This window comes from Pseudomonas sp. GV047, from assembly GCF_003058245.1.
Classification (GTDB): Bacteria; Pseudomonadota; Gammaproteobacteria; order Pseudomonadales; family Pseudomonadaceae; genus Aquipseudomonas; species Aquipseudomonas marginalis.
The window spans coordinates 511,412-530,492 of sequence record NZ_QCWA01000001.1; the positions used below are offsets into that span (position 1 = coordinate 511,412).

12 protein-coding genes are annotated in these 19,081 nt (G+C 61.7%); 5 read left to right on the forward strand and 7 right to left on the reverse strand.

What is annotated here, in order from left to right; translation table 11 throughout:
- Nucleotides 1–474 precede the first annotated feature (474 nt).
- The gene (locus C8K58_RS02400) at nt 475–5,343 is read left to right on the forward strand and encodes an NAD-glutamate dehydrogenase (RefSeq protein WP_092356836.1); all 4,869 of its coding nucleotides are present in this window, start codon (nt 475–477) and stop codon (nt 5,341–5,343) included.
- A gap of 144 nt (nt 5,344–5,487) precedes the next feature.
- Here C8K58_RS02400 and C8K58_RS02405 read toward each other — a convergent pair whose 3' ends face one another.
- The 3 genes from C8K58_RS02405 to C8K58_RS02415 form a co-directional block, all read right to left on the reverse strand.
- Nucleotides 5,488–6,174 carry a GntR family transcriptional regulator gene (locus C8K58_RS02405; RefSeq protein ID WP_065942031.1) on the reverse strand — a complete coding sequence of 229 codons (687 nt, stop codon included), beginning with the start codon at nt 6,172–6,174 and terminating at the stop codon, nt 5,488–5,490.
- 17 nt (nt 6,175–6,191) lie between these two features.
- Nucleotides 6,192–6,893 (reverse strand): FadR/GntR family transcriptional regulator, encoded by a 702-nt coding sequence (locus tag C8K58_RS02410; RefSeq protein WP_027608565.1) that lies wholly within the window; start codon nt 6,891–6,893, stop codon nt 6,192–6,194.
- A 145-nt stretch (nt 6,894–7,038) separates the two neighbouring features.
- Nucleotides 7,039–8,364 (reverse strand): C4-dicarboxylate transporter DctA, encoded by a 1,326-nt coding sequence (locus C8K58_RS02415; RefSeq protein WP_169899436.1) that lies wholly within the window; start codon nt 8,362–8,364, stop codon nt 7,039–7,041.
- Between the two features lie 217 nt (nt 8,365–8,581).
- Here C8K58_RS02415 and C8K58_RS02420 point away from each other — a divergent pair, with 217 nt between their 5' ends.
- Complete coding sequence (locus C8K58_RS02420) at nt 8,582–9,211, forward strand: DNA-3-methyladenine glycosylase I (RefSeq protein WP_092356839.1); 630 nt, start codon at nt 8,582–8,584, stop codon at nt 9,209–9,211.
- Nucleotides 9,212–9,271: 60 nt separating this feature from the next.
- On the opposite strand, the gene C8K58_RS02425 is transcribed toward C8K58_RS02420, so the two are convergent.
- On the reverse strand, nt 9,272–9,553 hold the full coding sequence (locus C8K58_RS02425) for a putative quinol monooxygenase (RefSeq protein ID WP_092356842.1): 282 nt from the start codon (nt 9,551–9,553) through the stop codon (nt 9,272–9,274).
- Nucleotides 9,554–9,638: 85 nt separating this feature from the next.
- Nucleotides 9,639–11,072, reverse strand: a complete 1,434-nt coding sequence (locus C8K58_RS02430; protein WP_027608561.1) for a PLP-dependent aminotransferase family protein — start codon at nt 11,070–11,072, stop codon at nt 9,639–9,641.
- 146 nt (nt 11,073–11,218) lie between these two features.
- Here C8K58_RS02430 and C8K58_RS02435 point away from each other — a divergent pair, with 146 nt between their 5' ends.
- The 3 genes from C8K58_RS02435 (at nt 11,219) to C8K58_RS02445 (ending at nt 17,062) form a co-directional block, all read left to right on the forward strand.
- Nucleotides 11,219–11,662 (forward strand): carboxymuconolactone decarboxylase family protein, encoded by a 444-nt coding sequence (locus C8K58_RS02435; RefSeq protein WP_027608560.1) that lies wholly within the window; start codon nt 11,219–11,221, stop codon nt 11,660–11,662.
- 134 nt (nt 11,663–11,796) lie between these two features.
- A complete protein-coding gene (locus C8K58_RS02440; RefSeq protein WP_133822099.1) occupies nt 11,797–15,153 on the forward strand; it encodes a calcium-binding protein in 3,357 nt (1,118 codons plus the stop codon).
- Between the two features lie 61 nt (nt 15,154–15,214).
- Nucleotides 15,215–17,062: a hypothetical protein gene (locus tag C8K58_RS02445; protein ID WP_133822100.1), complete on the forward strand. Its 1,848-nt coding sequence runs from the start codon at nt 15,215–15,217 to the stop codon at nt 17,060–17,062.
- A 48-nt stretch (nt 17,063–17,110) separates the two neighbouring features.
- Here C8K58_RS02445 and C8K58_RS02450 read toward each other — a convergent pair whose 3' ends face one another.
- On the reverse strand, nt 17,111–17,878 hold the full coding sequence (locus C8K58_RS02450; RefSeq protein WP_027608558.1) for an SDR family oxidoreductase: 768 nt from the start codon (nt 17,876–17,878) through the stop codon (nt 17,111–17,113).
- Between the two features lie 10 nt (nt 17,879–17,888).
- Nucleotides 17,889–18,956 (reverse strand): phosphotransferase family protein, encoded by a 1,068-nt coding sequence (locus C8K58_RS02455; RefSeq protein ID WP_108572886.1) that lies wholly within the window; start codon nt 18,954–18,956, stop codon nt 17,889–17,891.
- Nucleotides 18,957–19,081 lie beyond the last annotated feature (125 nt).

The following is a 19,081-nucleotide window of genomic DNA, read 5'->3' on the forward strand; positions in this document are numbered from 1 at the left end:
GTAGGGCGTTGCGTAGGCAATTGTGCCATTGCGGCGAATTTTGTGCTGCTTCCTGTGTCAGACCCAGTGCATGACCTGTCGGGCTCTACCAGTCATTTTCGGTACTCGGTGGCGGAAAAATAGCCGGTTTTTCTACCGGAAATTCCGGGTTGCCCAAGTCGCAACCCCAAGCCTGCGTACCGATGACCGAATATGTCGCAGCACCGCAAGCACCCGGCTTCCCACACTCGTTAAGCTGCGCAACGGATGTGCACGTGCCAGGCGCCTGACCTGCCCGTCGTACCGTCACCCGGCAAGGTGCGCATCTTATGGAAGTTGTATGTGACCTCATTGTCTTGTCCAGCTTCACCCACCTGTCACCCTGATTCGTTTATGGTGCTTAACTCGTTACCTGCGAACAGAGCTGACGGTCTCCCCACCAGGGGATAACACGCGACGCTTCCATCAATAACAAGCCCAAGCGGAGTACCACAGATGGCGTTCTTCACCGCAGCCAGCAAGGCCGACTTCCAGCATCAACTGCAAGCGGCACTGGCGCAGCACATCAGTGAACAGGCACTGCCACAAGTGGCGCTGTTCGCTGAACAATTCTTCGGCATCATTTCCCTGGACGAACTGACCCAGCGTCGCCTTTCCGACCTGGCCGGTTGCACCCTGTCTGCCTGGCGCCTGCTTGAGCGCTTTGATCACACCCAACCGCAAGTGCGGGTCTACAACCCCGATTACGAACGTCATGGCTGGCAATCGACCCACACCGCGGTCGAAGTGCTGCACCATGACCTGCCATTCCTGGTGGACTCGGTACGCACCGAGCTGAACCGCCGTGGCTACAGCATCCACACCCTGCAGACCACCGTGCTCAGCGTGCGCCGTGGCACCAAGGGCGAGTTGCTGGAAATCCTGCCCAAGGGCACCCAGGGCGAAGGCATCGAGCAAGAATCGCTGATGTACCTGGAAATCGACCGCTGCGCCAACGCCGCCGAACTCAACGTGCTGAGCAAAGAGCTTGAGCAGGTACTGGGCGAAGTGCGCGTGGCCGTGGCCGATTTCGAACCGATGAAGGCCAAGGTCCAGGAGCTGCTCGACGGTATCGACGCCAGCCCGTTCGGCATCGATGGCGAAGAAAAAGCCGAGATCAAGAACTTCCTGGAATGGCTGGTGGGCAACCACTTCACCTTCCTCGGCTATGAAGAGTTCGTGGTACGTGACGAGGCGGACGGCGGTCATATCGAATATGACGCCAACTCGTTCCTCGGTCTGACCAAGCTGCTGCGCGCCGGCCTCACCGCCGACGACCTGCGCATCGAAGACTACGCCGTGTCGTACCTGCGCGAGCCGACCGTGCTGTCGTTCGCCAAGGCCGCGCACCCGAGCCGTGTACACCGCCCGGCTTACCCGGACTACGTGTCGATCCGCCAGATCGATGCCGACGGCAAGGTGATCAAGGAGTGCCGCTTCATGGGCCTCTACACCTCGTCGGTGTACGGCGAAAGCGTACGCGTCATCCCGTATATCCGCCGCAAGGTCGCGGAAATCGAGCGTCGCTCGGGCTTCCAGGCCAAGGCGCACCTGGGCAAGGAGCTTGCTCAAGTCGTTGAAGTGCTGCCCCGTGACGACCTGTTCCAGACCCCGGTCGACGAGCTGTTCAGCACCGTGATGTCGATCGTGCAGATCCAGGAACGCAACAAGATCCGCGTGTTCCTGCGCAAAGACCCGTACGGTCGTTTCTGCTACTGCCTGGCCTACGTGCCGCGCGACATCTACTCCACCGAAGTGCGCCAGAAGATCCAGCAAGTGCTGATGGATCGCCTGAAAGCCTCGGACTGCGAGTTCTGGACCTTCTTCTCCGAATCCGTGCTGGCGCGCGTGCAGCTGATTCTGCGGGTCGACCCGAAGAACCGCCTGGACATCGACCCGTTGCAACTGGAAAAAGAAGTGGTGCAGGCCTGCCGCAGCTGGCAGGACGACTACTCCAGCCTCGTTGTGGAAAGCTTCGGCGAAGCCCACGGCACCAACGTGCTGGCGGATTTCCCGAAAGGCTTCCCGGCCGGCTACCGCGAGCGTTTCGCTGCGCATTCGGCTGTGGTCGACATGCAGCACCTGCTCAGCCTCACCGAAGCCAACCCGCTGGTGATGAGCTTCTATCAGCCGCTGGGCCAGGTGTCCGGCCAGCGCGAGCTGCATTGCAAGCTGTATCACGCCGATACCCCGCTGGCGCTGTCCGACGTATTGCCGATCCTGGAAAACCTCGGCCTGCGCGTGCTGGGTGAGTTCCCGTACCGCCTGCGTCATGCCAACGGCCGCGAGTTCTGGATCCACGATTTTGCGTTCATCGCCGCCGAAGGCGTGAACCTGGACATCCAGCAGCTCAACGACACCCTGCAGGACGCGTTCGTGCACATCGTGCATGGCGATGCCGAGAACGATGCGTTCAACCGCCTGGTACTCACCGCCGGCCTGCCATGGCGCGACGTCGCGCTGCTGCGTGCCTACGCCCGTTACCTGAAGCAGATCCGCCTGGGCTTCGACCTCGGCTACATCGCCAGCACCCTGAACAACCACACCGACATCGCCCGCGAGTTGACCCGGTTGTTCAAGACCCGCTTCTACCTGGCGCGCAAGCTCACCGCCGATGACCTGGAAGACAAGCAGCAGCGCCTGGAACAAGCGATCCTCACCGCCCTGGACGACGTCCAGGTGCTCAACGAAGACCGCATCCTGCGTCGCTACCTGGACCTGATCAAGGCCACCCTGCGCACCAACTTCTACCAGACCGACGCCAACGGCCAGAACAAGTCGTACTTCAGCTTCAAGTTCGACCCGCGCGCGATCCCTGAGCTGCCCAAGCCGGTGCCGAAGTTTGAAATCTTCGTCTACTCGCCCCGCGTCGAAGGCGTGCACCTGCGCTTTGGCAACGTGGCCCGTGGCGGCCTGCGCTGGTCCGACCGTGAAGAAGACTTCCGTACCGAAGTGCTTGGCCTGGTCAAAGCCCAGCAAGTGAAGAACTCGGTGATCGTGCCGGTGGGCGCCAAGGGCGGCTTCCTGCCGCGTCGCCTGCCACTGGGCGGCAGCCGTGACGAGATCGCGGCCGAGGGCATCGCCTGCTACCGCATCTTCATTTCCGGCCTGTTGGACATCACCGACAACCTCAAGGATGGCGCCCTGGTGCCGCCGGCCAACGTCGTGCGCCATGACGACGATGACCCGTACCTGGTGGTAGCCGCGGACAAGGGCACCGCGACCTTCTCCGACATCGCCAACGGCATCGCCATCGACTACGGCTTCTGGCTGGGCGATGCGTTCGCCTCCGGTGGTTCCGCCGGTTACGACCACAAGAAAATGGGCATCACCGCCAAGGGCGCGTGGGTCGGTGTGCAGCGTCACTTCCGTGAGCGCGGCATCAATGTGCAGGAAGACAGCATCACCGTGGTGGGCGTCGGCGATATGGCCGGTGACGTGTTCGGTAACGGCCTGTTGATGTCCGACAAGCTGCAACTGGTCGCGGCCTTCAACCACCTGCATATCTTCATCGACCCGAACCCGAACCCGGCCACCAGCTTCGTCGAGCGCCAGCGCATGTTCGAGCTGCCGCGTTCGGCCTGGACCGACTACGACACCAGCATCATGTCCGAAGGCGGCGGTATCTTCTCGCGCAGCGCGAAGAGCATTGCTATCTCGCCACAGATGAAGGAACGCTTCGACATTTCGGCCGACAAGCTGACCCCGACCGAACTGCTGAACGCCTTGCTCAAGGCGCCGGTGGACCTGTTGTGGAACGGCGGTATCGGTACCTACGTCAAGGCCAGCACCGAAAGCCACGCCGATGTAGGCGACAAGGCCAACGACGCGCTGCGCGTCAACGGCAACGAGCTGCGCTGCAAGGTGGTGGGCGAGGGCGGTAACCTCGGCATGACCCAGCTGGGCCGTGTGGAGTTCGGCCTCAATGGCGGCGGCTCCAACACCGACTTCATCGACAATGCCGGTGGTGTGGACTGCTCCGACCACGAAGTGAACATCAAGATCCTGCTCAACGAAGTGGTGCAGGCCGGCGACATGACCGACAAGCAACGCAACCAGTTGCTGGCGAGCATGACCGACGAAGTCGGCAGCCTGGTGTTGGGCAACAACTACAAGCAGACCCAGGCCCTGTCCCTGGCTGCGCGCCGTGCCTACGAGCGTGCCGCCGAGTACAAGCGCCTGATGAGCGACCTGGAAAGCCGTGGCAAGCTGGACCGCGCCATCGAGTACCTGCCGACCGAAGAGCAGCTCACCGAGCGCGCTTCTACCGGCAAGGGCCTGACCCGTCCGGAACTGTCGGTGCTGATCTCCTACAGCAAGATCGACCTCAAGGAAGCGCTGCTCAAGTCGCTGGTCCCGGATGACGACTACCTGACCCGCGACATGGAAACCGCGTTCCCACCGAGCCTGGTGGCCAAGTTCGGCGAAGCCATGCGTCGCCACCGTCTGAAGCGCGAGATCGTCAGCACCCAGATCGCCAACGACCTGGTCAACCACATGGGCATCACCTTTGTGCAGCGACTCAAGGAGTCGACCGGCATGAGCCCGGCGAACGTGGCCGGTGCCTACGTGATCGTGCGCGACATCTTCCACCTCCCGCACTGGTTCCGCCAGATCGAAGCCCTGGACCACCAGGTCTCCGCTGACGTGCAATTGCAGTTGATGGATGAGCTGATGCGCTTGGGCCGTCGTGCCACGCGCTGGTTCCTGCGCAGCCGTCGCAACGAGCAGGACGCCGGCCGTGACACCGCGCACTTCGGTCCGCACCTGGCCGCGTTGGGCCTCAAGCTCGACGAACTGCTGGAAGGTCCGACCCGCGAAGGCTGGCAGACCCGCTACCAGGCCTACACCGAAGCCGGCGTGCCGGAGTTGCTGGCGCGCATGGTTGCAGGCACGACCCACCTGTACACCTTGCTGCCGATCATCGAAGCCGCTGATGTGACCGGGCATGACGCCGCCGAAGTGGCCAAGGCCTACTTCGCCGTCGGCAGCGCCCTGGACCTGCCGTGGTACCTGCAGCAGATCAGCGATCTGCCCGTGGCCAACAACTGGCAGGCCCAGGCCCGCGAAGCGTTCCGCGACGATGTGGACTGGCAGCAGCGGGCGATCACCATTTCCGTCCTGCAAATGGCCGACGCGCCACAGGACATGGAAGCCCGCGTGGCCCTGTGGCTTGAGCAGCACAAGGACATGGCTGATCGTTGGGTCGCAATGATGGTGGAAATCCGTGCTGCGGTCGGCACGGACTACGCCATGTACGCGGTGGCCAACCGTGAACTGCTGGACCTGGCGTTGAGTGGTCAGTCGGTGCTGCAACCGGCTTGATGCCTGGGTGAAACCAATGTGGGAGGGGCTTGCCCCCGATAGCGGTGGGTCAGTCATGTATGTGTTGACTGACACTCTGCTATCGGGGGCAAGTCGAATCGTCGCACCGCCCCTCCCACATTTGGATCTTTATTTATCTGGTGGTCAGTGGTGTTTGAGTAATTTGCTTTCCAGGTGATCCAGGTGCCGGGTCATCAAGCCCACCGCAGCAGTCACATCCCGCTGCTCAATCGCATCCACAATCGCCACATGCTCCTGCCACGCGCAATACGTGCAGGCTTTCGCTTCGTACTGGGCAATGATCAGCGACGTCAATGGCACCAGGCTGTTGAGAAACTGCGCCAACGGCGCGTTGCCCGCCATCTGCGCCAATTGCAGGTGAAACTCCCCTGACAACCGAATCGCCGGCCCACGCTGGTTGCGTTCCATACCGTCGCGTTCCCGTGCTATCAGCTCGCGCAGCTGGCGTATCTGCGTGGGCGTGGCCTGGGCGCAGGCCAATTGCACCACCGTGATTTCGGTCATGCGCCGCGCTTCGAGGATCTGCCGCGTCTGCTGGGCATCCGGCGCTGCGACCTGGGCGCGCTGGTTGGGGCGCAGGATGACCACTTGCTGGTGGGACAGCTTGGCCAGTACCCGGCGAATCACGCTGCGGCTGACGCCAAAGGTTTCGCCCAGGCCTTCTTCGGTAAAGCGGCTGGACGGGGCGATGCGCTGTTCGAGGATGGCGTCGAACAACCGTGGGTAGATGTCGTCCACCGAAGGCTTTTTACCGGCCACCAGGCGCAGGGCAGGAATGATCGGATCGCGTTGCAGGGCGTGGGCGGTCATGGCCTGTCTCCAAAAAATCAGTTGCCGAGATGGTCGTCCGGAATGTTCAAGTGAATGCCCATGCGCAGGCCTTCCTGGAGGATGTGCCGACGCATCTCGGCACTGGCCAGGGCGCTGTTCTTGTTGCGGATGGCGCGTACCACTGCTTCATTTTCCTGCAGGCGTTCCGCCAGGTGCTCGGGGGAATTGCGCAGTACCTGGGCGCTTTGCTTGAGGGCGGTGCTGGTTTGCTGCACCACGTTCTGGAAGATCGGGTTGGCGGTGAGCGCGAACAGTTCCTCATGAAAGTCGAGGTAAGCGTTCATGCCGGCTTCGGCGTCACCGGCATCCAGGGCTTCGCGCATGTCCATCAGGGTCAGGCGCAATTGGCCGACTTCCTTGCTGCTGATGGACTGGGCCACCAGGCCGACGATAAAGGGTTCGAGGGTGTAGCGCAGTTGCAGGATGTCTTCGAGGCTGGCATCGGCCACGGCGTCGCTCGATTGTGGTTCGCTGACGCTGGTTTCCAGCACGACCACACCTTTGCCGGGCATGGAGCGCACCAGGCCGAGGGTTTCGAGCACGATCACCGCTTCGCGCAGGCTGGGGCGGCTGATACCCAGCTGTTCGGCCAGTTCGCGCTGGCCCGGGAGCATTTCGCCCCGGCGCCACTGACCCTGCTTGAGTGCGGCGCGGAGTTTTTCTACGACTGAATTGACGACGGTTGAGGTGCTGATCACGTCGATGGTTCCTTGATGGGGCGAATCCAGTGTGGGAGGGGGCTTGCCCCCGATAGCGGTGGATCAGTTACAGATAGATCAACTGACCGTCCTCATCGGGGGCAAGCCCCCTCCCACATTAGCCAGTGTTGCCCATGAGACAGCATTAGAATTCCTGGTGGACCGGCACTACCGGCTTCCTGGCCTGGAAGGCATAGCCTTGCTGGCCGTCGAGCACCTTGTTGGCGCGTTGGATATCGATGTCTTTTTCCCAGCGGGCGATGGCCACGGTGGCGACGCAGTTGCCGATCAGGTTGGTCAAGGCGCGACCGATACCCATGAACCAGTCCACCGCCAACACCAGCACCAGGCCGACCACCGGAATCGCCGGGATCGCCGTGAGCGTCGCCGCCAGGATCACCAGGGCCGAGCCGGGAATCCCGTGGGCGCCCTTGGAGGTGATCAGCGACACCAGCAGGATGGTCAGCAGATCGGTCATTGACAGCGGCGTGCCGGTGGCATTGGCGATAAACACGATGGCCAGGGTCAGGTAGATCGAGAAACCGTCGAGGTTGAACGAGTACCCGGTGGGAATCACTAGGCCCACGGTGGAGCTGCCGATGCCCAGGTGTTCGAGTTTGCGCATGACCTGCGGCAGCACCGCGTCGGAGGAAGCGGTGCCCATCACGATCAGCAGTTCTTCACGCAGGTACTTGAGCAGCGGCAGCATGCGCAGGCCCGACAGGCGCATCACCACGCCGAGGATCAGCGCGACGAAGGCAAGGCAGGTCAGGTAGAACAGGCCCACCAGGCTGCCCAGGTGTTGCAGGGAGTCCAGCCCGTAGGTGCTGGTGGTGAAGGCGATCGCACCAAACACGCCGATGGGCGCCAGGCGCACGATCATGCCCATGATGCGGAAAATCACATGGCTCAGTTCATTGATCAGCCGAGTGATACCGGAGGCCGCTTCGCCCACCAGGTTCAACGCGCTGCCGAACAGCACCGAAAACAGCAGCACTTGCAGGACATTGTTGTCGGCAAAGGCGCCGATCACCGAGTTGGGGATCAGGTCCATCAGGAACTGGCTGGTGCCCTTGATGTGCTGGCCCTTGTCGGCCAGTTCATTGAGACCGGCGGAGGAGAGCTGTTCCAGATGGATATTGGCGCCGGTGCCGATCCCGGTGCTGAAGGCCATGACCAGGCCGATCACCAGGGCGATGGTGGTGAGCACTTCAAAGTAGATCACCGACTTGAGGCCGATGCGCCCGACCTTCTTCAAGTCGCCGGCCCCGGAAATACCACTGACCACCACGCAGAACACGATCAGGCCGATCAGCATCTTGATCAGCTTGATAAAGCCGTCACCCAGGGGTTTGAGTTGCGAGGAGAATTCGGGAAGGGCCAGGCCGCACACGATGCCGAGCATCAGGCCAATCACGACTTGCAGGAAAATCGAACGCGAGCACCATCTGAGCATGGGAGGGATCTCTATTCGGTGCCCCGGTGGTTCCAGGGCTTAATTGTTGTGGTCATACCGGTAAGTCCAGTGCGTCGCCAGTCTAGGCCAGGTATTTTTGAAATCACAAGTAAAAATTCGGCGGTTGGCAGGTCCCGGTCTGACCAGTTGGTCGCGAAGGTTGATGCTTGAGCGGTTGGCGGGGCGCAAATTTTTTCGCTTATCATCCGCCGCCTGGCACATGAGGTGATGGATGGACAAATCAGGACTGACCACCGACGAAGCAGGGCTGACCCACTGCACCTGGCGTACGACCGCACCGGAATACCCCCGTTATCACGACCACGAGTGGGGCGTACCGGTGGCGGATGATGTTCAGCTGTACGAGAAGATCTGCCTGGAAGGCTTCCAGGCCGGCATGGCCTGGATCACCATCCTGCGCAAGCGCGAGCCGTTCAGGGCGGCATTCGACGGTTTTGATTTTCGCCGGGTGGCGCAGTACGGCGAGGCAGATATCGCGCGGTTGATGCAGGATCCGGGCATCGTGCGTAATCGGGCGAAGATCGTTTCCACCATCAACAACGCCCGCCGGGCGTGCGAGCTGGTGGCTGAAACCGGCTCGCTGGCGCAGTGGTTATGGGCGTTCGAACCCGGCCCTGAAGAGCGCCCGGCAGTGGTGGACCTGGCTTACTGGACGGGCAATCCCATCTCGCCGGCCTCGGTGCGCCTGTCCAAGGCCTTGAAGAAACGCGGCTGGACGTTCGTCGGGCCGACCACGATGTATGCGCTGATGCAAGCGATGGGGATGGTCAATGATCACCTTGATGGGTGCGTGTGCCGCCCAAAGATCGAAGAACTGCGTCGCCAGTTCAAGCGCCCGTGAGCCGCTGACGGTGGGAGGGGGCTTCACCCATGCTGCTGATTGGTGATGAGGCCAATCCCATCAATGGTCGAACGCAAGCCGGCTCGCCAGGTTTGCCGAGGCCAGCTCGATAAAGCCTTGCAGGGCCGGCAGCCCGAAGTGTGCGTTGAGCGGTTCGGCACCGGCCCAGCAGCCATTGACGGTCCAGAGGTCGGGGTCCACCGGGCTGCGCTGTACGGCGTAATCGAGGCAGCCTGGGGTGGCGCGCACGAGCTCGGCGATCTGCCGCAGGCGCTCGCCCAGTTCCCTGGAGCGCCCGGCAGCCGCGCGGACATGAACAGTGTTGAAGGCACGGTCGGGCATGGCGATGGTCTCCGAGGTCGGGTGTCAGCGCACAGGCTAGAGCCTCGACGCGCCAGGACCAATGACCAATCCCTCGGAAAACCCCCTAGCCAATCTGCTGGAGAATATCGCACACCTTGTCCAGCGCCGGGTCGATGTCGAGGGTCTCGATGGCCCCAAACCCGATGATCAGGCCTGGGCGCACCGGCGTGTCGTGGAAGAACACGTCCAGCGGGTACAGGCCGACTTCCACCTGGCGTGCCAATTCCATCAGCAACGGGATATTCACCGGTACTTTGCACAACGCCGCCATATGGAACCCGGCGACGGTGGGCACCGCTTCGAACCATGGTGACAGGTCGCCCGCCAGGCGCTGCAAAATGCGCTCGCGGCGCCCGGCGTACACGGTGTGGCAGCGGCGAATATGCTTGAGCAAATAACCTTCGCTGATGAACTTGGCCAGTGCCCATTGCGGCAACGTGGAGCTGTGCTGGTCGGTCAATTGCTTGGCCTTGAGCACCGCGCCGTAGATCGCCGGCGGCAGCACCGCATAGCCCAGGCGCAGTTCGGGCAACAGGGTCTTGGAGAACGTCCCGACGTAGGTGACCACGCCACGGCTGTCCATGCTTTGCAGTGAGTCGGTGGGCCGGCCTTCGTAGCGGAACTCGCTGTCGTAGTCGTCCTCTATGATGATCGCACCCAGCTCGAAGGCCCGCGCCAGCAGCGCTTCCCGACGTGACAGGCTCATGGGCATGCCGAGGGGGAACTGGTGGGAGGGCGTGACGTAGATCAGCCGTGCGCCATCGGGGATCCGGTCGACCTGGATGCCTTGCTCATCGACGGGAACACCGATGACCCGCGCGCCCATCGCCATGAATAACTGGCGCGCAGGGCTGTAGCCGGGGTCTTCCATGGCGACGATGCTGCCCGGTTCCAGCACCACGCGGGCGATGAGGTCCAGGGCCTGCTGCGCGCCGTTGGTGACGACGATGTCGCTGTCGCGGCATTGGACCCCACGGGAAAACGCGATATGCCCGGCGATCGCGCTGCGCAGGGCCGGCAACCCTTCCGGCTGGCTGTAGAACCCGCTGTCCCGGGCGATGCGCCGCAACGCGTCCTGGGTGCAGCGCCGCCATTCATCCTGGGGGAACTGGTTGCGGCTGGTGGCGCCGCCGATAAATTCGTAGCGCAACGTGCTGTCGCGAGTGGGGTGGCGCATGGGCGAGGGCAGTGACTGCCACTTCGCCAGGTTGGCGGCGCAGGCCAGGTCGGTAGCAGTTTGCAGGCGCCCGGTCTGCGGCGTACGGGCGTTGACGAAGGTGCCGCGGCCGGTCTTGCCGACCAGCAGGCCTTCGTAGGTCAGGGTCGCGTAGGTGTCGGATACGGTCTTGCGGGATACCCCCAGTTGTTCGGCCAGCAAGCGGCTGGGCGGCAGTTGCGCACCGGCGGCCAGGCGCCCGGAGCCAATGGCCTCGCGCAACTGCTGGTACAGCTGTTCGGCCAGATCCTTGCGGCCATTGATGACGACGTGCAGTTCCATGTTTTATCCCGGGGTCTTCGCTCTGCGCCAAGGTTACTCGCTCGCGAGGTGCGCTCAAAATGGTCCCTGGGTAAACCGTCGGATTGGCTATAGGGCTGACACCGTGAGAGTTCTAGGCTGAACGGTCATTGCCCCGAGAGCTGCCCATGGAATCCCGTCTGGACTACTACACCGCGTCACCGCAAGCGCTCAAGGGCATGTTGCTGCTGGAGGCGAACACCTTTGGCCTGTCCATCGAGCGGCCGCTGCTGGAACTCATCAAGATCCGCGTTTCGCAGCTCAACCACTGCGGCTTTTGCACCGATATGCATTCGATGGCGGCGCGTCAGCGCGGCGAAACGGAGCGACGCTTGTTCGCGCTATGCGTATGGCGTGACTCGCCGTTCTTTACGCCGCGGGAGAAGGCGGCATTGGCCTGGTGCGAATCGGTGGCGATGCTGCCGACTTCCAGTGTTTCGGACGAACTTTTCAGCGCCGTGCGCGAGGAATTCAGCGAACAGGAACTGGTGGACCTGACCATGGCGGTCTCCAGCATCAGTGGCTGGAACCGCCTGGCGGTGAGTTTTCGCCAGCAACCGCCGAATGCTTGAGCGGGATATTCACCCGCGCTCTACCTATGCACCCCAGGTTCATCCCTCAACACTTCAGTATCGACGCAGTGCGCACACAGGGTGTTCGCGTTGATAACGACGAAGCGTGCTTCGTCAGTGACTGGAGTGCCGTAATGGAAGAGTTGCAGGACGACGGCGCGTCGGTCTTACCGCTGCGTCAACAGACCTTGATGGATCTGGATACCGCATGGGGCCCGATGGGTATCGGTGAGACTTCGGTTGGCCGCGTGGCCCTGGATAGCATGGGCGCGCGCCTGGAGGGCGCGGAACTTGATGTGGAGCGGTATCGCGTCAAGGAAGCTGATCAGGCATTGATCGATCAGATCACGTTTTCTGCCGTGCACCTTAAAGCGTATATGACGTCCGCCAGCGGTGAAAGCTGTGACCAGGCCACTGCCGCACTGTTTGAACTGGCGTCATTGCGTTCGGAGTGGGCGCCCGGCATGTTGAGCCCGCCGGATGCTTCGGACGAGGCGATTGTCAAACTCGATCGATTGCTGCGGCGGGTACAGAGCGTCAACCTCAACGACGTGAGTGCCATGGAAAGCCTGCCCGGCTGGGCCGATAAGCTCAGGAGCGGGAGTGCGCAAACCTTGGGAGTCGGGCTGCAGCTCTACGGTTTTTACAGTGCCATTCGAGGCATAGGCGAAGCGCTCAGAACGGGGGATACGGGCGAGCTGTTGTTCGAGGGCGGCGCCTTTTCCGCAGAAGTGGCGTCCCTCGGTGTGGAGTTGGCGTTGGAGCGTATCGGCCAGAAAATGATGAGCGCCGGCCATACGGTTTATCGCGGGTTCTGCGCATCACGCGCGGGGTTGCTGTTGCGCCGTGGTGCCGGATTGATCGCCTCGGTATTGACCGTGCCTTTTGATATTGCCCAGGCGCTCATTGCGCTTTCAAACGCGCTGAAAGCAAAAGGCAAACAGGCGCAGGATCTCTACGTCGAGGCCGGTTTCAGTCTCGTCAGCGCAACCCTCAGTCTTGCACTGGGCGTCTCGGCGTTGGCGGGCTTCGGCGCGGCCGGGCCCGTAGGCCTTATCGCCGCAGCGGTGCTGATTGTCGGCGCGCGGATTTATGCCGCGTGTCGAGTGGTGGATGAGATCGATGATTACATCGAGCTGAGCACCCTCGAGCGCCTGCGCACTGGCTGGTTCGCGTTTGCGGGCGTGGAGTTGGATGACAGCGTACTCGATCGCTACAAGACCAGCCGCGCGCGCACTGCCTACGCAGAAAGCCTCAAGGCCCAAGCCCGGGCATTGCTTGGCGCAGAGATGAAGAACAGTGTGCAGGCCATCGTCAATGGCAGGTTCGAGGTCCGCCTGCAGACGATACGGCACTGGAAACATCAATGGGATGAGCAGGCGGGTGAGGCGCCTCACACGCTGGTGCGTGAACCGGTCATCCATGAGGTGGATGACTACTTCGACGCGAGCAAGGAGGGGGCCGTCGATTTATTGCCCGAAGCCACCTGGGGGGCGAAGGGACCCGAAAAAGGTGTGCTCTGGCTGCTGGGTGGCGGGGATGACTCGGTGTTGGGCGTGCCGAATCGCCCGAACCACTTTCGCTATGGCGGTGGTCGCAAGCACCTGGTGGGCGGCAGCCAGGACGACGAATTCATGTTCGAGGTACCGCCGGATACTTTTTCTGGTGCAGAAGGGCGGGTGCCGATCTCGGTGTTGGTGGGCGGTACCGGGGCTGACACCCTGAGCTTTCTCGGCGAGACGCCGGGGCCGCGTGCGGCAGGCTTCAATGTCAATCTGGGGGCGGGCAGCGTGACGTTGATGACCGACAATGGCCGCGACGGTCTCAAGTGCATGGGGTTGTGGAGTATTGAAAATGTTGCGTCCCTTGCCGGCGCTTCCAGCGTGATTACCGGCAGTAACGAGGCCAACCGTATTGTCCTGAAGGGGGAGTACGACCAGGCCCACGCAATGGCCGGAGACGACCAGTTGTTGATACAGCGTGGCAGCGCCAGGGTGAATGGCGGGCCAGGTGCCGATTACTTCGAGATTCTTGAGAGCGCCAAGGACGTGGTTATCGAGGAGGACGGCCAGCAGCGCAGCCTCATCATGCTCAACTGGCCCTTCAGCCGGATTCAACGCTGGTGGATCTCGGGCAACGCTCTGAAGGTGGCGTCCACCCTGGGGCTGGACGGTGAACTGCCGGGCCCTTGTGTCGAGATCGAAAATGTCTACACGCTACGCGAGGGTAAACGGCACCTGGCCAACGCGCTTTTCAGCTTTCTGACCCAGGACGGCTATCGAATAGCGCCCTTGCTGCCTGAAACGTTGGACCCGACCGGGGAGCCGCAGGTGAGCATGGAAGTGCTGGCGCCTCCCGGCCCCAGGATCTCCCCGATTATTCTGGGGCCCGGTCAGTCGGTTGCCTTGGCGGCAGGCACGTCCAGTTACTTTGTCAGCCGCGGCCACGGGATGACGGTCATTGATGCACATGCAAGCCAGGAGCAGGGCCGATGCTGTGTGTATGTGGACTATGACAGCCAGGAATTGGCAGGGGTGTATACGACCTATCATGTGGTCACGCGACGCCGGAGCCACTTCGACTACCTGGATTACACGGGCGCGAAGATAAAGTTTGAGTGGGCTGATGGCCGCACGCTGTATCTCGACGAATACGCAGCGCAACCCTCAGCGACGTGGACGAGCGTGGGCGGTTCATTGCAGGCGTCAGCCTTGAAGTTGAAGGCTGAATTTGTCGTGGTGATGCGTGACGGTGTTTCGTACCGGCTATTACCGCCGGTGCAGTCTTACGTCAGTGATTTCGCCAGCCCGGGTTACAAAATCAAGGACGCAATGGCTTCGCTGAACCTGAGGTACGGGCACTACCCGTTCTTGAGGCCGCGCAGGCCTAAAAGCCTGAATCTGACCGCTCACTCACAACGGGTGCACCTGGGCGCGGCCCCTCACCTGGCAACCTGTGTGTTATGCGGACGGGGCGGGGTGTACGAAATCTATCTGACGTCCTGGGCGATCGTTGAGCTGTCAACACCGCAGGCGCTGAATAAAGAGTCCGATGCATCGACCTGGGACTTCTTTTGTACAGCGCTGGCGGAAGATATCCGGCTCGACAGCATTGTTGTCAGCCCCGGTCACATCAAGGTGGGCAGCGTGTCGATTCGGGTCCCCCGGTATGACGACCCCGACGTGCCCTTGGAAAACATCCGGATTCATTCAAAGGACGGCGGGCGTTTCGACGTCAGGCTGGACCTTGGCAAGGTGTATCTCGCCAGGGTCGCTGCCTCGGGCAATAGTTCGATTGCGCAACTGTTGAAGTCCTTGCGTCACCACCGGCAAAGAGCCGCCGTGTTTACGCCAACCATCAACGTGACCGGCATCGGCATGGCCGATGGGACAACGGGCACCGTTTACTACGACGTCATGGCGGATTGCTGGAGGCTGGAGGCTGACAGGCATCGGCGGCTATCCAGTGAGGAGCTGGCTGTTTCAACCTGAACCCATCAGCAGCCGAGGTGGTTCTGACGGGTGGCTGAACAACATAGTCCAAGGACATTCTATGAAGCAATTTACTTCCCCTTCCGTGCCACCGGTTACAGGGCGTCCGGTCGATCGCCCCAGCGGCGCAGCACCCAGTGCGCGTACCGCGTTTCCTGTGGTTGATTTTGCCGGCGGGCCCCTGCCGCCTGAAGCGATACCCGTGCGCAACACGCCATCCGCAGCGGTTCCGAGCGCGACTTATCAGCGCATGACTGATCTGCCCACGCCCCCCGCCGTCACCCGAGACGCCATTTTCGCCGCCCTGGGTGACCCCATACCGGCGCCTGATCCCGCTACGGGGTTGCGTGAATATGATTCGCGCACTTACCTGAACCTGGACGACGGCACCACCGTCCTGGCGGTGCGCGATCCGCAGACCGGGGAATGGCGTGAAAGACTGCCGGATTCGCGTTTGCCACAAGGCCCGGCACTGCACCGGGTGCCGCAGACGAACACCTGGCGCAGTCACTCTGCGGCCAGTTCGTCCTCGTCTTCCCCGAGCCTGAGTCATAGCTCATCGGCGTCGTCACTGAGCCACAGTGCTTCGTCTTCCTCGCTGACCGCCCCACTGAGCAGTGTGAGCTTGTCGGCGACCCAGCGTATTGATCCGGTATGGGACCTGGGGCTTTACACGTTGCCGGTGAGTCCGGCCCCCACCAACACCCTGGCGTTCCCGGGCAAGAGAGCCTTCATGATCGGGGCTGAGCAATATTTTATGGATGCCAATTATGGCAACCCATCAGGTGCCGTGCCGAATGCGCTACCCCATCTGTTTGCTGTGGGGGCGGGAGGCAATCTGGTAAACGCCGGGCGTATCGAACCGGATGGCCTGTTCAGGTTAAACGACAACCGACATTATTTGCCGGTGGACACCGGCTTTTGCTCCGTGAGCTTCGATAGTGCAAGGCTGCGTTGGAAGGTGATGGAGGCGGGCGGGCATGGCGGGGCAGGGATTTTTATTGAAATGGGTGGCGCGCCCGATAGCTGGGTGCCGATGCTGGCTGTCGATCAACTCTCGAATCTTTTTCAAGCGGCGCGGAATATCAAAGGTTATGCCGGGCGTGTGGGGGCAGTCGATCTGCCCAATAGCAGTATCGACCAGCGGGTTTATCACTACATGCAGGGCTACTTGCGGCAAATAGTCGGGTTTTGCGAGCCGACTGTCCGCAGTGCGCCAACCGCGCAAAAAGGCCGGCTGATCGATGCCTATATCTGGCGCAATGGTTACCCGTATGACTGTCTGGCTTCCATCTGCAGCGCCTTGGAAAGCCGACGCCCATTGCCGCCGGGGATGCCGATATACGACGGGTTTCAAGGTTTGGGCACGGTCAGTTGCTCAAAAGACGGTAACTTCAATGTGGCGCGTATCAGCCGAACGATGCAACTGCACTATCCCGACAGAAGACGGTCGGTGGCCGAAGAGAAATTACTTGAGACGTGGCGGGAAAAAGACGCTGCCCGGGACAACAAGCGCAAGGGCGAAGTGAACGAAGCGATGTATGAGGCCCGGTTGACGGAAGATGGCTATACGGTACTTCCCGGCGGAACCTACGGAGGTGGGCAGAATGGCTTCGATCGTGTGTTTGAAGGCCCGGCAGGCGATATCTACATTCTGGAAGCCAAGCATGTCAGTCATACCTCCGCCGGCGAGCTTGCCAACGTCAGCCTGGGAGGGACGACAAACTCACGTCAAATGACCGACAGTTGGGTGCGGCAAGTGCTGGCGTTATCCCAGCCCGATACGCCGGCGGCCAGGCGCGTTTCCGACGCGTTGTGGCGTGGCCAGTTATTCAAGTTATTAGGCGCGACGTCCAAGGACGGCAAACTTGTCATGTTCAAGATTGACATGAGCCCCGTGGACTTCTAGCCGTGCCGGTATGCCTGGGAGCAAGCGCCCTTGCTCCCAGGCACGTGTTCAGGACAGGAAGCCGCCATCCACATTCAGCGACACACCGGTGGTGTAGCTCGACGCATCGCTGGCCAGGTACAGCACCGCACCGGCCATCTCGCTCGGGTCGGCCACGCGCTTGAGCGGGATCTGCGCCAGGGCCATTTTCAGGATCGCGTCGTTCTTCACCAGCGCCGAGGCGAACTTGGTGTCGGTCAGGCCCGGCAACAGGGCGTTGCAACGAATGCCGAACTCGGCGCATTCCTTGGCGAACACCTTGGTCATGTTGATCACGGCGGCCTTGGTCACCGAGTAGATGCCCTGGAACACGCCCGGCGAAATGCCGTTGATCGACGCCACGTTGATGATGCTGCCGCCGCCGTTCTCGCGCATCAGCTTGCCGGCTTCCACCGACATGAAGAAGTAGCCGCGAATGTTCACGTCAACGGTCTTCTGGAAGGCGCCGAGGTCGGTGTCCAGCACGTTGCAGAACTGCGGGTTGGTCGCGGCATTGTTGACCAGGATATCCAGGCGGCCGAACTGTTCGCGGATGCCGGCAAACACCTGGGTAATCTGCTCCATTTCACCGATATGGCAGGCAATCGCCGTGGCCTTGCCGCCGTCGGCGATGATCGCGTCCGCCACGTGCTGGCAGCCTTCGAGCTTGCGGCTCGAGACGATCACGTGGGCGCCTTGCTGGGCCAGCAGCTTGGCGATGGCTTCACCGATGCCACGGCTGGCGCCGGACACAAAGGCAATCTTGCCGTCGAGGTCGAACAGGTGGGTCTTGGACATTAGCGATTCCTTAGAGGGCTGATTTACCGATGACATTCAGGCTCATCTGCTCCAGCAGCTTGTTCATGTGGATGAACTGTGCAAAGCGTTTGTCCTGGGTCTGGCCGTGGAAGAAACGGTAGTAGATCTGCTGCACGATGCCGGCCAGGCGGAACAGGCCGTAGGTGTAGTAGAAGTCGAAATTGTCGATCTGGATCCCGGCGCGCTCAGCGTAGTAATCCACGAACTGGCGGCGGGTGAGCATGCCGGGGGCATTGCTCGGCTGGCGGCGCATCAGTTGCACCGGCGCCGGGTCGTCGGCTTCGATCCAGTAGGCGAGGGTGTTGCCCAGGTCCATCAGCGGGTCGCCGAGGGTGGTCAGTTCCCAATCCAGCACGCCGATGATCTGCATCGGGTTATGCGGGTCGAGGATCACGTTATCGAAGCGGTAGTCGTTATGCACGATGCTCGAGGTGGGATGGTCGGCGGGCATCTTGTCGTTGAGCCAGGCACGTACCTTTTCCCAGTTGGGGGCGTCGGGGGTCAGGGCTTTTTCGTAGCGGTCGCTCCAGCCACCGATCTGGCGTGCCACATAACCTTCAGGCTTGCCCAGGTCGGCCAGGCCGCAGGCGCGATAGTCGACCTGGTGCAGTTCGACGAACTTGTCGATAAAGCTCTTGCACAACGCCTCGGTCCGGGTGGCATCCAGGCCCAGTTCGGCGGGCAGGTCGGAACGCAGGATGATGCCGTTGACCCGTTCCATCACATAGAACTCGGCGCCGATCACCGACGCGTCGGTGCAGTGCACATAGGCCTTGGGGCAATACGGGAAACCATCCTTGAGCCGGTTGAGAATGCGGTATTCGCGGCCCATGTCGTGGGCGGACTTGGCCTTGTGGCCAAAGGGCGGGCGGCGCAGCACGAATTCCTGGCCGGGGTATTCCAGCAGGTAGGTGAGGTTGGATGCGCCACCGGGGAACTGGCTGATCGTGGGCGTGCCGCTCAGGCCAGGGATATGGGCCTTGAGGTAGGGATCGATCAGGTTGGCATCAAGTTCTTCGCCTGGGCGAATCTGGGTCGATTGGTCGTTAAGCGCCATGCTTATCCCTTCTGCTTATTCTAAAGGCGTCGGACTATTTCCTAATCTAATGCGCACCACCGCCCAGCGACAAGGTCGGGGCGGCTTAATAGGTTAGCGTGTTGAAGGGTGATCAGCCTGCCTGA